A 15,493-nucleotide genomic window follows, 5' to 3' on the forward strand; every position below is an offset into this window, starting at 1 on the left:
CGGCTTTTCGCGAAGTATCATCATTAAGTGTGTCAAAGATTGGCAAAAAATTCAAATATACTGATTTTATCTGAAAAAAACCTCTCATAAAAGTGGCTAAAAATCGCTGCTATATAACAAAATATTACAACTTGTTACAATTGATAGGAGGGATTTAGTTGGGATAGGAGTGGGAGATAGAGGGGATTGAAGGGGAGCTAAGGAGATAACAATTTTTAAACATTAAAAAAAGCTGAGAAAAAACAGTAAGAACTGTGCTTCCTCAGCATTATTTTTTTATTCTTCTGGGTAGATATTGGCTTCGATGGCTGCTCGTTGGTCCGCCAAAAATGGTGGCAAGGCAAAGCTTTCGCCTAATGTTTCCAATGGTTCATCGATGGTAAAGCCGGGGGATAAAGTAGCAAATTCCATTCGATTGCCACCGGGTTCACGAATATAGAGGCTCTTAAAATAACCGCGGGAAACAATTTTTTCAATCTGCCAACCTTGACGTTGGGCCTTTTGATGGAGTGCTTCAAGGGCCGTTTCATCTTTCACCGCAAAGGCGACATGGTCGATGGCACCGCGTCCCATGTGCATTTTTTTATCGGTATTGGTGGCGATGATGTCCAGATGATCCGTTTCATTGAAGACAATCCGCCCCGTCTCATCCGCTTGCCAACCAAGTAGTTGTTTGAAAAAGGTGAGGGTTTTTTGTGGCTCTTGGACATGGATTTCAGTCCCATTTAAGCCAAGTATTTGATAGTCTCCAGGAATCTCATTGGCAACTTGGCGTTCCTTTGGTAATGGATCAGAAGCGACTTCAGTTAAGGTGAGCGCCACTTGATCAGGATCTAAAAAATGCAACTGGGTTTCTTCTCGGAGAACCTCGATGCCTTTTTCTTTCAACCTTTTTTCCCAATAGGTAAGGCTCCCCATGGGAATTTTCAGACCGATAGTCGCAAGAAAATGGTCGTTGTCATAGCGATTTCCTAAATGAGGGACGACAAAAAAGGTGACGACTGTTCCTGGCGTGCCTTGGTAATCACCATAATAGTAATGGAGCATGCGGTGATTGTCTTGGTTGACGGTATTTTTTACAAAGCGCAAGCCCAGTGTTTCGGTATAAAATGCCAAGTTAGTGTGACGATTTTTGGTGAGTAATGAAATATGATGAAAGGCTGTTGTCATGAAAATTCCTCCTAAGTCGGTCAATGAAGACTTACTAAAAATAAGTATAAGAGGTTCTGATGAAATCTGCCAGAAAATTGTCTTGTAGTCGAAAGAAGTAGGAAAACGTGCTAAAATAGCCAAGATGAAAAAGGCGCAACCCGCGCTTTATAGACTGAGGTATTATGGAATTTTCACAAGTTAAAATTCCATAATACCGAGTCTAAAAATGTCTGGCTTCACGAACTCGTTCAGCCTTTCTAATACTTATAGAAAAGAGTGACGCAAATGTTAACAACTGAAGATTTTGATTTTGATTTACCAGAAGAACTGATTGCCCAAACGCCTTTGCAAGAGCGGACGGCTTCTCGCTTGTTGGTGGTGGATCACCAAACAGGTGCAATCGCTGACAAGCATTTTCATGATATTTTGGCTGAATTAAACCCTGGGGATGCTTTGGTAATGAATGATACCCGGGTTTTACCAGCCCGGCTCTATGGTGAAAAGCCGGATACGGGCGGTCATTTGGAAGTCCTACTTTTGACCAATTTGGAAGGAGACACCTGGGAAACCTTGATCAAACCTGCCAAGCGGGCTAAAGTCGGCACAGAAATCAGCTTTGGCGATGGTCGCCTGAAAGCAGTGGTTAAAGAAGAATTAGAACACGGAGGCCGGATTGTCACCTTCCAGTATGAAGGAATCTTTTTGGAAATTTTGGAATCTCTTGGTGAAATGCCCTTGCCACCTTATATCAAAGAACGTTTGGAAGATCCAGAACGGTATCAAACGGTTTACGCCAAAGAAAATGGTTCCGCGGCGGCACCGACAGCGGGGCTTCATTTCACGAAAGAACTATTGGAAGAAATTGCCGCAAAAGGGGTAGAACTGGTGTATCTCACCTTGCATGTAGGTTTGGGAACTTTCCGCCCGGTTAGTGTGGACAATATCGCCGAACATCACATGCATAGTGAGTTTTACCGACTGACACCAGCTGCGGCAGAAAAACTCCGAACCGTCAAAGCTCAAGGGGGCCGAATCGTCGCAGTAGGAACCACCTCGATCCGTACCTTGGAAACGATTGGTACGAAATTCAACGGGGAAATCAAAGCGGATAGTGGGTGGACCGATATCTTCATTACGCCAGGGTATCAGTTTAAAGTAGTCGATGCTTTTTCTACTAACTTCCATCTACCAAAATCGACACTAGTGATGCTCGTCAGTGCTTTTGCCGGCCGTGAATTGATCCTAGATGCGTACCAACACGCCATCGAGGAGAAATATCGCTTCTTCTCCTTTGGGGATGCCATGTTTGTTAAATAGCTTCATGAAAAAGAGAAGTCTCTTTCCCTTGGAAGGAACTTCTCTTTTTTCCTATGTAAGTGAAAAGCCTCCTGTTGAGTTACTTTCGGTCTTTAGGGAGAGGGCACAATGGCTTGAGATACTAACGTGGATCTAAAAATACAAAGAAAGACCGGGCTCTCGAGTGCCCGGCCTTGTATTTGATGGAAGGATTTGATGGGAAAGAGTTAATTTGCAGATTATACATGCAAAGTAATAAATCTCTTGTCATAAACAAAAAACTTTGTTGAACTACATTTTCTACGCTAAAATCATGTGGATCTATTTTGTTGTGTTAAATGTGTTACTTTTGTTACGTATCTTTCTTCTTATTACGTGTTGTGCAAGTTTTGACAACCTTTGATACGCATTCACTATTTGTAAGTTTACCTCACACATATAAATCTAGGTGAATCTTGTACGTCTAACAACATTTTTACCTGTTTACTTTTCGCGATGCTTTTCTTCGAGATCTCCTTTCCCTTCAAAATTCATCCCTTCCTTACACTCATAATATAGCATATTTCGTAAGCGTTTACAAGCGTTAGGCTTTTGATTGTTAGATGATTTGAAAAGTATATTTGGGAGCTAGACCACTTTGAGTCATTTGTTTTTTATTAGTAAGGAAAAAAGCAGTAAGTAGAACGAACTTTTTGGAAAAAAGGAGTAAAATCCGATCAAGATGCCTATTTAGCGAGTATTTGATTTAAAAACGTCAAAAAATAAGACTAATTTATGAATTTTCGGCAAATGCTTTGAAAATATTAAAAATATCGTGTTATAGTAAAGTAAGGCGAGTAATTAACGAACATTTTAAAGGAGGAATGCCAATGACTGATTATCAAAAATCAATTCAGGAGATACAAGAACAACTTTCTTCGATTAGCGAGAGTGGTTTGACGCAAGAAGAAGCAGCAAAACGATTAGCAGAAAACGGCCCTAATCGCTTTAATGAAGAAAAGAAAGAGTCACTAGCAAAGAAAATTCTCTATAGTTTAACGGATTTTACCACGATTGTTTTATTGGTGGCAGCAGTGATTTCTTTTTACACGGCAATTGCGACGGATCATGGGGATTACTTTGAAGGAATTTTGATTGTTGCTATTGTAATCATTAATTCGATTTTGTCGATTGTCCAAGAAGGCAATGCCGAGAAGGCTTTATCGGCGCTACAAGATATGAATAAACAGACGGCCCTTGTCATCCGGGATGGCCAACAACAAGAAATCAATGCTGAAAAGCTAGTTATCGGTGATTTGCTTGTTTTGGAAAACGGGGCAATGGTACCGGCTGATGCTCGGCTAACGCAAACTTCCCAAATGCGGGTTGAGGAGTCCGCGTTAACCGGGGAGAGCGAACCAGTGGAAAAGGATGCCGCTTTTCTTGCGACGGCGGACTTACCGTTAGGCGATCAAGCCAACATGATTTTTAAAGGAACGACCGTCGTCAATGGCCGTGGGCGTGGGTTGGTGGTTGCGACGGGGATGGCTACCCAAATGGGGAAAATCGCGGGACTTTTGGAAAACAATGGCCAACAAGCAACGCCGCTACAAAAACGCCTGAATCAATTAGGCAAACGAGTCAGTATTTTAGCCCTTGCCGCCTCAGGACTGGTCTTCTTATTAGGTTATTTGCAAAATGAAGATTTGTTGGAGATGTTTTTGACGGCAATTTCGCTGGCAGTGGCAGCTGTACCGGAAACTTTGATGGTGATCGTGACCTTGACTTTGGCTCATGGTGTCCAAAAAATGGCGAAGAAACATGCCATCATTCGTCGCTTGCCAGCGGTGGAAACCTTAGGAACGGCTAGCGTGATTTGTTCGGATAAAACCGGGACACTGACGCAAAATAAGATGCGGGTGCGGCGCGTGTGGTCACGGGGAGATTTGGTCACAGACGTAGAAGAGCAGATGACGGAAGAAGCCATGGAAGTCTTGAAGATTGCTACCTTATGTAGTGATGTCTTAGTGTCACAAAATGAGGATGGCGAAACGGAGTATGCCGGAAATCCCACCGAAATCGCAATCGTCCGGGCCTTTGAAGAAAACTTCCATACCAAAAAAGAATTAGCAGAAGAGTATGTTCGGATTGCTGAGTTGCCTTTTGATTCTCAGCGAAAAATGATGACCACGGTCCATAAAAAAGGGAAAAAATACATTTCCGTTACCAAGGGGGCGTTTGATGTCTTGCTGTCCCGTTTTCGTTATGGTGATGTGGACCAAGCTGCTGTTGTTAATGATCGTTTTGGGAAAAAGGCTTTGCGAGTGATTGCGGTAGGCTACCGAGTCTTTGATGAAGAACCGACAGAGATTACCTCTGAGTTTCTGGAAAAAGATCTACAGCTGATGGGCTTAGTGGGGATGATTGATCCCCCTCGTCCGGAAAGTAAAGGAGCCATCGCTAAGGCCCGCAAAGCTGGAATTAAGACAGTGATGATTACCGGTGACCACGTGGTGACAGCGAGTGCGATAGCCAAAGAGTTAGGTATCTTAAAGAATAAAAAGCAAGCAATCAGCGGGGTACAACTGCAAGCGATGACTGACGAGCAATTGGATAGTCAGGTGAGGGATTTACGGGTGTATGCCCGAGTGACGCCTGAAGATAAGATTCGCATCGTCAAAGCATGGCAGCGGACTGGAGCTGTAGTCGCGATGACGGGGGATGGGGTCAATGACGCCCCCGCACTAAACGCTAGTAATGTTGGTTGTGCTATGGGAATTACAGGTACAGATGTTGCTAAGGGAGCCGCCGATATTATTTTGACAGATGACAACTTCGCCACGATTGTTGATGCGGTAGCCCAAGGACGGACAGTGTATCAAAATATCCGCAAAGCCATCAATTTCTTGTTGAGTTGTAATGTATCGGAAATCTTCACCGTTTTGATTGCGATGCTAGTTGGCTGGGGTTCGCCTTTTACCGCGGTTCAATTGTTATTTGTCAACGTCGTCGCAGATGGACTGCCAGGCTTTGCTCTAGGACGTGAGCCAGCGGAAAAGGGCATTATGGACCAGCCACCGATTCCCTCCAATGAAGGGGTTTTTGCCCGTGGTTTATGGCAAAAAATCGGTATCAATGCGCTGAGTTTTACTGTGGTCGCCTTATTTGGCTACTATCTTGGACGATTCGTAGATGGTGTCAGCCATTGGGTACCTGCCAGTGAGTCAGTTGGTCAAACAGTGGCTTTTCTGGTACTGGCTTATTCTTCAATTCTTCACGTCTTTAATGTTCGTAGTGAGCGTTCGATTTTCCATGTCAAGCTGTCTTCCAATAAATCCTTGTTTGAAATGGCAGTCCTAGCCCTTTTGATTACGACGACAATTGCCTTGTTACCAGTTACGCAAAATTTGTTTAGTTTGGTGCCTATTAGTATCAATCACTGGTTATTAGTCGGCCTTTTGTCCATCGTACCGATTTTTGTCAATGAGATGCTAAAATTCCATTTTAGCCCAGAAGCTGAAGAGGAATAGACTTAGAAACAAGCTCGGTAGGAAATAAGCGCGAAAGAAGATTGGCCAAAAGTTGGTGAATTCAAGTCCATAAAAAAGGAGTCGCCTGCGGATAGTAACGCAAGGGCGACTCCTTTTTTATAGATAAAGAACTTATAAAAAATTATGCTCCAAAAAGCTTGATGTATCAGTAATTAAGTGGCATATCATGTTCTATATTGATGTTACGAAAAAGGTGATATCTAGCGACCTAGAAATTGGGTTGACGGTAGCTAGACCGGCAAAAGCCAAACGAAAAATCTGTTTGTCTTTTACCTTGCGCATTCAAACTTATAGTAAGTGGTACCAAGCACCACAACTCTAAGTAATTCATTACGCATCTTTAGAGCTACTGTCAATCCAATTCTACTCTGCTAAATCTCACCTTTTTCACGGTACTCATGCTACCTACAAGAAAAAAATTTGCTGGATTTACGAAGTAAAGGGAATAAATCGCTTATCGGTAAAACAGGGCAGACTTGCTGGAGGATAATGCCTCGGGTAGTAGTGTTTAGGATGTCCGAGGAATTACATGTTGTTGTCCAACGATTTTGTTGGACTTACAACATGTTTGACTTCGGCAAGGTAAATGACAACTGTTTATTGTTGGCATTTACCGGTCCCACTACCACCCGAGGGATTCTCCGGAAGTAAGGCTGCCCTGTTTTTTTGTAGATTAAGGTAATTATAAATTTTAATCTATGTGAAATTTTATTTTTCCAAGGTTTATAGAGAATTACATACTGTTTTTCGATGGCACAATAATGGTGAAATTTAGCTTTCTAGGAATTGAAATAGCTATAGCTGGACCGGAAAATGCCAAATACCAAGCAAATCAGTTGCGGTCATTTTTTGCGCGTAAAGCAGAGAGAATCGAGATGGTATCGACGATTTCTTGTAGTGCAGCGCCAATCAGGGTGGGGATGATGCCGGTGGCTGCCACAAGCATTAAGCCGACACAGATAAATAGACCAATTAAGACAGATTGGCGGGCGATTTTCATAGTATCTTGGGCAATGGTCACAGCTTGCGCCACTGGGGACAAATCATCTTTCAAAATCACGGCATCAGCACTTTCGCTAGCAGCTGTCGATCCATGGGCCCCCATCGCAATTCCTACATCGGCAATCGCCAGTGCTGGTGCATCGTTGACTCCATCCCCTACCATCATCACTGGTCGCTCAGCTTCCGGGATATTTTGAATCACTTTAATCTTATCAGCTGGTAAACAATCGGCGTAGACCTCTGTGATGCCAGCCTCTTGGGCGATGTGATTGGCGATAGTTTGATGATCACCGGTCAACATTTTCAGATGACGCACGCCGGCTTTGCGTAAGGCTTCCATAGTAGCCGCCGCTTCTGGACGTAAAATATCATCAAAGGTTATATGTCCGACTGGTTTTTGATCCACAGCAACATAGACTGCTGTCTGGTCTTTTTGGTGACATTTAGGACAGCCGACAAAATCTGCCTTGCCGATCGTCAGCTGGTGACCCGCCACTGTTGCTTGGATTCCTTGGCCAGTCCGTTCTTCCAACTCTTCCACGGCTAGTAAAGGAAGTTGGCGTTTCTTAGCTTCTTGGACAAGGGAACGGGCTAAGATATGGGTTGATTCCTGTTCGGCACTCGCGACTAATTGCAACAATTCTGCTTCCGTATGCGTACCGGCAGCCACGGTAATTTTAGCTACTGAGAGACTTCCGGCGGTAATGGTTCCAGTTTTATCAAAGGTAATCGTCTGGGTGCGAGCCATTTTTTCGATGGCAGTCCCATTTTTGACGACGATACCATTGCGACTAGAACGACTCATGCCTGCGATCAAGGCAATCGGGGCAGCCAATATCAAGGGGCAAGGGGAAGCCACTACTAATACTTGAGCAAACCGGACGGGATCTTTGGAAACAAACCAAGCTATCCCACCAATCAAGTAAGCAATCACAGTAAATGGAACGGCATAGCGATCCGCTAATCGTACAAAATGAGCGGGCTTGTTTTGTGATTCTTTGACCAATTTAACCAAGGTTTGGTACTGGCTGTCAGCGGCTTTTTTGGTAACCTTAAAACGCAAAGGGGCATCACCATTTAACGAACCGGACATCACTTCATCCCCGACGACTTTGTCCACCGGTTTGGATTCACCAGTCAGAGAGGCCTCATCGACAAATGAGCTGCCTTCTGTGACGCGGCCATCAACGGGAATGACTTCTCCAGGTTTGACTAGTACGATGGCGTCCATGGGTACCTCATCTACCGGCAAATCAACAATCCCAGTATCCTTGATAACGTGGGCGATTTGCGGCGAATTATCCAACAAAGCCGTCAACTCACGACTGGCTTGGCGGCTAGCATAGTCTTCCAAACTATCCCCACCAGTCAACATAATCAAGACCACGAGACTGCTCCAATAATCGCCAACAGCTAAAGTAGCCACAATCGCTGTAATAGCGAGAATATCCACCCCATATTTGCCAGATGCGAGGGTTTTAACCATCCCAATAAACATGGAGATGGTCATCCAACCTCCGATAATTACGATCAGCCAAAAAGCTAACTGTGGCTGGTGAAACCCAAATTCTGCCAACAAGGCCACCGCCCCGACAATCAGGACTAGTAATAATTTTTTGAAGTTTGTCATCTCTCAAAGCACCTCCATTGAAAAATCTTGTGCTGAAGTTACGGGGCTCACCCCGTCATCAGTTGAGACGATCTTTTTTACACCATAAGAATAACGTATGTTCCAGGTTTAGAGATATCAAACAGGCTTAAGTGATAATGAAAATCGTTTCTTCAGCAAATCGCGGAAATCTGCGCGTATGATGAGTATGTGCCTGTTTAATTGGTACTTGTAAAGGAAAATCCAAATAAAAAAACAGCTTTCCTTAGTAGGACTAAGGAAAACTGCAAAAGAGCTGATTTGTCGTTTGTGTAGATTAAGCTAAGGAAACTTCATTTGGCAGATGGTTGTAAAAGGCAGCTTTGGTAGCGGAGATATAAGGATTTAACCACAGGTAGCCGATACCAAACGTCAGCAGTGCCAAAATATGCCAGCCAATAAAACTTAAATCAAGGATAAACAGTTCCATCTTATGACCATCCATCAGTTTACGGCTATAGGTAATTACATCCAGTGTCTTCGGCCGTTCCCCCGTACTTTCAATAATATCATAGAAAATATAGGTAGTTTGGGAATAAGCGTAGTACTTGATAAACATCGGAATCAACAATAGTAAGGCCCACAAACTTAAGAAGATGGACGTTACGATAGTAATCAAGAAAATACCCAAAAAGTATTTTCCTGAAAAAGCTCGCAATGCATCAGGAATCGGATTGATCATTTGCTTTTGTCCCCGTAATAAGTCCAAATAAGTCCAGTTAATCCCGCTGGAAAAGAGGGCACCGATGATGGAACCAACGATACTACCGCCACGGCTACCAGCGCCTCCGTTGTCATTGATTGCGTTTTGCATCTGATCAGCGGTGGCACTCCAATCAAAAGTAGTAGCCAAGACAATCACTGGGACTAATAGAACCAATAATGAAATAATAACAATGATCGTTGGGATTAAGTTGAGGAAAACAGCCTGCGTCCAACGTCCGGCCAAAACCGCCTTCGCTTCGTTTTTTAACTCTGTTCGTGTTGTCAAATTTTTCACTCCTTCAATAGGTAATCACTCTTGCTAATTTCCAGTATAGCAGAAATGCCAGAGCTGTCTTGTATTTTGCTATTGTTTTCCTCAAAAACCAATAAAAAGATGGAAAAGTCGGTGATTATGTATGAAACAGGTTGGGTTACTCCCTAGATCCCAGTAGAGTAATTGCTTGGTCGAACATTTGTTGTTCCCTCATGGTGGGAGGGATGAGCAGTTTGCTAGAGGATGGCAGGATGCGTATCATTTTTGGGATTTTCATTAAGAAGTCGCCAGCGCTATTTACTTTTAAAGAGGGACTCGCTATGATAGTTTAGTTGACGAAATTTCTGCGACAATGCCGTTTTTAAGGCCATTAGTCGTGCTATCACAAGATGAAAGTAGGGTAAAAATGACGCAACCAGCCATTTCTTATCGTTTGATAAAAAAAGAAAAACACACCGGGGCTCGTCTCGGGGAATTGATTACGCCTCATGGGACTTTTCCGACACCGATGTTTATGCCAGTAGGAACGCTAGCCACGGTGAAAACCATGTCTCCAGAAGAACTCAAGGAGATGGGAGCAGGAGTCATCTTAAGCAATACCTATCATCTCTGGCTTCGTCCAGGTGAAGATTTGGTAGCTGAAGCTGGTGGCCTCCACAAATTTATGAATTGGGATCAGCCAATTTTGACAGATTCCGGTGGTTTCCAAGTCTTTTCGCTGGCGGATATGCGTAACATCACCGAAGAAGGGGTCCACTTCAAAAACCATCTTAATGGCGCACCACTGTTTCTTTCCCCAGAAAAAGCTATCGATATCCAGAACAAACTAGGCTCTGATATTATGATGAGCTTTGATGAATGCCCACCTTTTGATGAAAGCTATGACTATGTGAAAAAATCCGTCGAACGCACCAGTCGTTGGGCTGAGCGAGGATTGAAGGCGCATGCCAATCCAGATCGTCAAGGTCTTTTTGGGATTATTCAAGGAGCCGGATTTGAAGATCTCCGCAAACTTAGCGCTAAAGAATTGGTGGGGATGGACTTCCCTGGTTATTCCATTGGTGGTTTGTCAGTAGGGGAACCCAAAGCCGAGATGAATCGGGTATTAGATTTTACTACGCCATTGATTCCCGACAACAAACCCCGTTATTTGATGGGGGTCGGGGCAGCGGATTCCTTGATTGATGGGGTGATCCGCGGCATCGATATGTTTGACTGCGTTTTGCCAACTCGGATCGCTCGTAACGGAACTTGTATGACCTCGAAAGGCCGATTAGTAGTGAAAAATGCGAAGTACGCACATGATTTCCGTCCGATTGATGAAAAATGCGATTGCTATACTTGCCGTAACTACACTCGAGCTTATATTCGTCACTTGATTAAGTGTGACGAAACATTTGGGATTCGTTTGACTTCTTATCATAACTTGTATTTCTTGTTGAACTTGATGAAACAAGTCCGTCAAGCAATTATGGATGATAATTTGTTGGAATTCCGCCAAGCCTTTTTCGAGGAATACGGCTTTAACAAAGAAAATGCGAAAAGTTTCTGATCTTCACATAAAAAACATAGTGAAAACCTAGAATATTTGTTATAGTGTTCTCTGTAACCTGTAGTTGGGAATCGTTTTCGTAAACGATCGACCCGTATCCACAGCAAAAATAATTAATGAGGTGAATTTACTAATGGAATTTCTAATTTTGATCATCCCGATGGCTTTAATGATGTTCTTCATGTCTCGCTCTAGCAAGAAGCAACAACAACAACGTCAAGATACGCTGAATGCCATGAAAGTTGGCGATGAAGTGATTACTATCGGCGGTTTGCATGGTGTCCTTTCAGAAGTCAATGAAAAAACAGTGGTCTTGGATTGCGAAGGCATCTACTTGGAATTTGAAAAGAGTGCTATGAAAACTGTGACTCCTGGTAAAGGGGTAGTCAACGACGATACCGTGACTACTGTCTCGGAAGAAGCTGAAGTGGCTGAACCAACAACTGCGGTTGAAGAGACCACCGGCGACACGACAGAAGAAACTAAATAAGCAAGCTACACCTGATGGTCAGTGATGGCGTCAGGTGTTTTTTTGACCCTAATTTTGTGGATTGCGGATGTTAGCCAGTCCTTTTAGAAAGTTCAAACTGGACCTTTTCAGAGGCTGCTGGTAGACTAAAAAGAAAAGTGGGTGGGCAAGTGAAGCTAGTGGATAAATGGTATTTTCGTGATAGTTTGCGCCGTAAGGAAAGGGAATTTAACGAATCAGGCTACAAGACGGTTACCCAAGAAGCGTTGTGGAACTACTGTGTTGATTACTTGTGGCCCCGTCAAAAAGCGACTACCCGTAGGCAACAGAAACGTGTGCTAGCTTTGATCACGCCCCATGCTTTTTTTGATTATCAACAGCTTAAAGCTCAAACCAAACAGACGACATTGGCAGACATGGGGGATTTATCGGATCTTTTTTAGTTTGTCTAGAAAAATAGGTAGCAAACTTCCAACTCGTTTGGAAGTTTTTTTGTACGCTAAGGTATTATGACATTTCACAAGTGAAACTTTCATAATACTAAGTCAAAAAATATCTGGCTTCACGAACTAGTTCAGCTACCGCAGAACGAGTTCGTTTCGCCTTTCTTCTCTAATTCTAAGCCGATTTTAAAATTGCTAAAAAAGTAAAATCATGCGCAATTTTTCACATCTTAAAAAAAGTGTAAAAAAAGTTTTTTGCAGAAGGAAAATAGCTGTAAATGCTTTCTTTATTGATGTATCAATCTTTTCAAAGCGTTGATATAATGGGGAGATTTGCTGGTTCAAAAAAACTGTGAAAAAGTTCACACAAAACTATTTACAAGTGAAAAACTTTCGTGTATCATTCTGTATGTGAAATGGTTAACAAAGAAAACATGGTCCACAATATAGGAGGATGACAATGGCTAAGACATTGGAAAAAGACGTAAAAACTGTTGACACGAAGACAGTAATCGATGAACTAGCAGCAAAAGCAAATGTTGCTGCAAAACAAATGGAAAACTTCACGCAAGAACAAGTTGACCACATCGTACATGAAATGGCGATGGCAGCCTTGGACCAACACATGATGTTGGCGAAAATGGCCGTTGAAGAAACTGGTCGTGGGATTGTGGAAGACAAAGCAATCAAAAACATGTATGCGTCAGAATATATTTGGAACTCTATCAAACATGATAAAACTATCGGGGTTATCGCTGAAGATGATCAAAAAGGGCTGATCGAAGTTGCTGGTCCAGTCGGTGTGGTTGCAGCTGTCGTTCCTACAACGAACCCAACTTCAACAACCATCTTTAAAGCAATGATTTCCTTGAAAACAGCCAACTCTGTAATCTTCTCTTTCCACCCATCAGCACAAGCTTGTTCAGTGGAAGCAGCGAAAATCGTACGGGATGCCGCGATTGCAGCTGGGGCTCCAGAAAACTGTATTCAATGGATTGAAAAAGAAAATTCATCCATCGAAGCAACGCAACAATTGATGAATCACCCAGGTGTGGCAATCGTCTTGGCAACTGGTGGTCCTGGCATGGTAAAATCTGCTTACTCAACTGGTAAACCTGCCTTAGGTGTAGGGGCTGGTAACGTTCCAGCTTATATCGAAAAAACTGCTAAAATCAAACGTGCGGTAAACGACGTGATCGTTTCTAAAACTTTTGATAACGGAATGATCTGTGCTTCTGAACAAGGGGTGATCGTTGACAAAGAAATTTACGACGAAGTAAAAGCTGAATTTGAAGCTCATCAATGTTACGTCGTGAAAAAAGCAGAATTGAGCAAATTAGAAGATGCTGTGATGAACGAAGCGAAAACAGGCGTCAATGCTAAAATCGTTGGTCATTCAGCAGTTGAAATCGCTACTTGGGCTGGTATCAAAGTGCCAGCTGGGACTAAGATGTTGATCGCGGAATTAGATGGTGTTGGTGCGGATTATCCATTGTCTCGCGAAAAATTGTCTCCAGTCTTGGCTATGATGAAAGCTGAAAATCACGAACATGGTTTTGAAATGGCTTTGGGAATGCTAGAACTTGGCGGTTTGGGTCATACAGCAGTTATCCATACGGAAGATGAAGACTTGCAATTGCAATATGGCTTGAAAATGAAAGCTTGCCGGATCTTGGTAAATTCACCATCTGCTGAAGGTGGGATCGGGAATATCTACAATGAAATGATTCCTTCATTGACTTTGGGCTGTGGTTCTTACGGACATAACTCCGTGTCTCGGAACGTATCTGCTATCAACCTGATCAATGTGAAGACGATCGCGAAACGGAGAAATAATATGCAATGGTTCAAATTACCTTCTAAGATTTATTTCGAAAAGAACTCTCTATTGTACTTGGAAAAAATGGAAAACGTTGAACGAGTAATGATCGTTTGTGACCCAGGAATGGTCCAATTTGGTTACGCTGATCGCGTACGGGAAGTCTTGGCTCGTCGTAAAAACAACGTGAAGATCGAAATCTTCTCAGACGTTGAACCAAACCCTTCAACAAATACTGTATACGCTGGTACGAAAGTTATGGTTGACTTTGAACCAGATACCATCATCGCTTTAGGTGGCGGTTCTGCAATGGATGCGGCGAAAGGCATGTGGATGTTCTATGAGCACCCAGATACGTCATTCTTCGGCGCAAAACAAAAATTCTTGGATATCCGTAAACGGACTTACAAGATTGATAAACCTGTGAAAACACAATTTGTATGTATCCCAACGACTTCTGGTACCGGTTCTGAAGTTACACCATTTGCTGTTATCACAGATAGTGAAACACACGTAAAATACCCATTGGCTGACTACGCGTTGACACCAGATGTGGCGATTGTGGATTCTCAATTTGTCTTGTCGGTACCTGCTGCCGTAACCGCTGATACAGGGATGGACGTTTTGACTCACGCCATCGAATCTTATGTGTCAGTAATGGCTTCTGATTACACTCGTGGTTTGAGCTTACAAGCAATCAAGATCGTCTTCGATTACTTGCAACGCTCAGTCGAAGTCGGCGATCTGGAATCTCGTGAAAAAATGCATAACGCATCAACTATGGCAGGGATGGCCTTTGCCAATGCCTTCTTGGGAATTTCCCACTCAATCGCTCACAAAATCGGTGGGGAGTACGGTATTTCTCACGGGCGTACTAACGCGATTCTTTTGCCACATATTATCCGTTACAATGCCAAAGATCCTCAAAAACATGCGATGTTCCCTAAATATGATTACTTCCGCGCAGATACTGACTACGCCGATATCGCGAAATTCTTAGGCTTGAAAGGCGAAACAACTGCTGAATTGGTTGAAGCCTTGGCAACTGCTGTATACGAATTGGGTAGAACGGTTGGTATCCAAATGAGCCTTAAAGCACAAGGGGTTACTAAGAAAACCTTGGATGCTACCGTTGATCGTATGGCTGAATTGGCTTATGAAGACCAATGTACGACAGCTAACCCGAAAGAACCGTTGATTTCTGAATTGAAAGAGATCATCATCGACGCTTACAACTGCGAAGCGTAAGCCCCAACAAAAGTAAATCACCACACTGCAACCCGCGAGACTTCTTAGCCGTCTCGCGGGTTGTTTTTTGTACACTAAGGTCTGATAGGTTTTAGTCGATGTGAAATCCTGTTTTGTCAAGGGTTATAGGAATTCTCCGGAAGCGAGTCTACTCTGCTAGTGATCCCTACGTGTTACGAGGACCACTAAACGTAATGGCGATCTAGAAGTGCGTTGCTAGCAAATACTCTTCACTGAGCAGCAATCAAGAGAATTGATGAATTTGCGAGAGTAGTAGGGTTGGTTTTGCTAATAAGTAGGAAGTAATAGGCATGATTAAAAAATGATGAGTTTTGGAATAGATAAAATACATATA

At 43.0% G+C, this 15,493-nt stretch carries 10 protein-coding genes; 7 read left to right on the plus strand and 3 right to left on the minus strand.

Going from position 1 to position 15,493, the window contains the following annotated elements:
- Positions 1-276: 276 nt before the first annotated feature.
- Entirely contained in the window at positions 277-1,170 is an 894-nt protein-coding gene (locus ACO03U_RS04400; protein ID WP_204685818.1) for a VOC family protein, read from the minus strand.
- A gap of 267 nt (positions 1,171-1,437) precedes the next feature.
- Here ACO03U_RS04400 and queA point away from each other — a divergent pair, with 267 nt between their 5' ends.
- From queA to ACO03U_RS04415, 3 genes are all read left to right on the plus strand, one after another.
- Positions 1,438-2,469, plus strand: coding sequence for a tRNA preQ1(34) S-adenosylmethionine ribosyltransferase-isomerase QueA (gene queA / locus ACO03U_RS04405; RefSeq protein ID WP_204685820.1), 1,032 nt, complete (start codon positions 1,438-1,440; stop codon positions 2,467-2,469).
- An 848-nt stretch (positions 2,470-3,317) separates the two neighbouring features.
- On the plus strand, positions 3,318-5,957 hold the full coding sequence (locus ACO03U_RS04410; protein ID WP_204685822.1) for a cation-translocating P-type ATPase: 2,640 nt from the start codon (positions 3,318-3,320) through the stop codon (positions 5,955-5,957).
- Between the two features lie 187 nt (positions 5,958-6,144).
- Positions 6,145-6,300 carry a hypothetical protein gene (locus ACO03U_RS04415; RefSeq protein WP_204685824.1) on the plus strand — a complete coding sequence of 52 codons (156 nt, stop codon included), beginning with the start codon at positions 6,145-6,147 and terminating at the stop codon, positions 6,298-6,300.
- 510 nt (positions 6,301-6,810) lie between these two features.
- Here ACO03U_RS04415 and ACO03U_RS04420 read toward each other — a convergent pair.
- Positions 6,811-8,610: a heavy metal translocating P-type ATPase gene (locus ACO03U_RS04420; RefSeq protein WP_204685826.1), complete on the minus strand. Its 1,800-nt coding sequence runs from the start codon at positions 8,608-8,610 to the stop codon at positions 6,811-6,813.
- Between the two features lie 295 nt (positions 8,611-8,905).
- Entirely contained in the window at positions 8,906-9,619 is a 714-nt protein-coding gene (locus tag ACO03U_RS04425) for a DUF975 family protein (RefSeq protein WP_204685827.1), read from the minus strand.
- A 394-nt stretch (positions 9,620-10,013) separates the two neighbouring features.
- Here ACO03U_RS04425 and tgt point away from each other — a divergent pair, with 394 nt between their 5' ends.
- The 4 genes from tgt (at position 10,014) to adhE (ending at position 15,138) form a co-directional block, all read left to right on the plus strand.
- Positions 10,014-11,159, plus strand: a complete 1,146-nt coding sequence (tgt, locus tag ACO03U_RS04430) for a tRNA guanosine(34) transglycosylase Tgt (protein ID WP_161870395.1) — start codon at positions 10,014-10,016, stop codon at positions 11,157-11,159.
- Between the two features lie 133 nt (positions 11,160-11,292).
- Entirely contained in the window at positions 11,293-11,649 is a 357-nt protein-coding gene (yajC, locus tag ACO03U_RS04435; RefSeq protein WP_204685830.1) for a preprotein translocase subunit YajC, read from the plus strand.
- Positions 11,650-11,798: 149 nt separating this feature from the next.
- Complete coding sequence (locus tag ACO03U_RS04440; protein WP_161870393.1) at positions 11,799-12,071, plus strand: post-transcriptional regulator; 273 nt, start codon at positions 11,799-11,801, stop codon at positions 12,069-12,071.
- A 460-nt stretch (positions 12,072-12,531) separates the two neighbouring features.
- On the plus strand, positions 12,532-15,138 hold the full coding sequence (adhE, locus tag ACO03U_RS04445; RefSeq protein WP_161870392.1) for a bifunctional acetaldehyde-CoA/alcohol dehydrogenase: 2,607 nt from the start codon (positions 12,532-12,534) through the stop codon (positions 15,136-15,138).
- Positions 15,139-15,493 lie beyond the last annotated feature (355 nt).

The organism is Enterococcus diestrammenae (assembly GCF_049384045.1).
GTDB lineage: Bacteria > Bacillota > Bacilli > Lactobacillales > Enterococcaceae > Enterococcus_C > Enterococcus_C diestrammenae.

Excerpts from the sequence above, each read along its gene's own strand:
- ACO03U_RS04410 (WP_204685822.1), top strand. The coding sequence starts at position 3,318 with ATGACTGATTATCAAAAATCAATTCAGGAGATACAAGAACAACTTTCT.
- adhE (WP_161870392.1), top strand. The coding sequence starts at position 12,532 with ATGGCTAAGACATTGGAAAAAGACGTAAAAACTGTTGACACGAAGACA.
- ACO03U_RS04415 (WP_204685824.1), top strand. The coding sequence starts at position 6,145 with ATGTTCTATATTGATGTTACGAAAAAGGTGATATCTAGCGACCTAGAA.
- queA (WP_204685820.1), top strand. The coding sequence starts at position 1,438 with ATGTTAACAACTGAAGATTTTGATTTTGATTTACCAGAAGAACTGATT.
- ACO03U_RS04400 (WP_204685818.1), bottom strand. The coding sequence starts at position 1,170 with ATGACAACAGCCTTTCATCATATTTCATTACTCACCAAAAATCGTCAC.
- tgt (WP_161870395.1), top strand. The coding sequence starts at position 10,014 with ATGACGCAACCAGCCATTTCTTATCGTTTGATAAAAAAAGAAAAACAC.
- yajC (WP_204685830.1), top strand. The coding sequence starts at position 11,293 with ATGGAATTTCTAATTTTGATCATCCCGATGGCTTTAATGATGTTCTTC.
- ACO03U_RS04420 (WP_204685826.1), bottom strand. The coding sequence starts at position 8,610 with ATGACAAACTTCAAAAAATTATTACTAGTCCTGATTGTCGGGGCGGTG.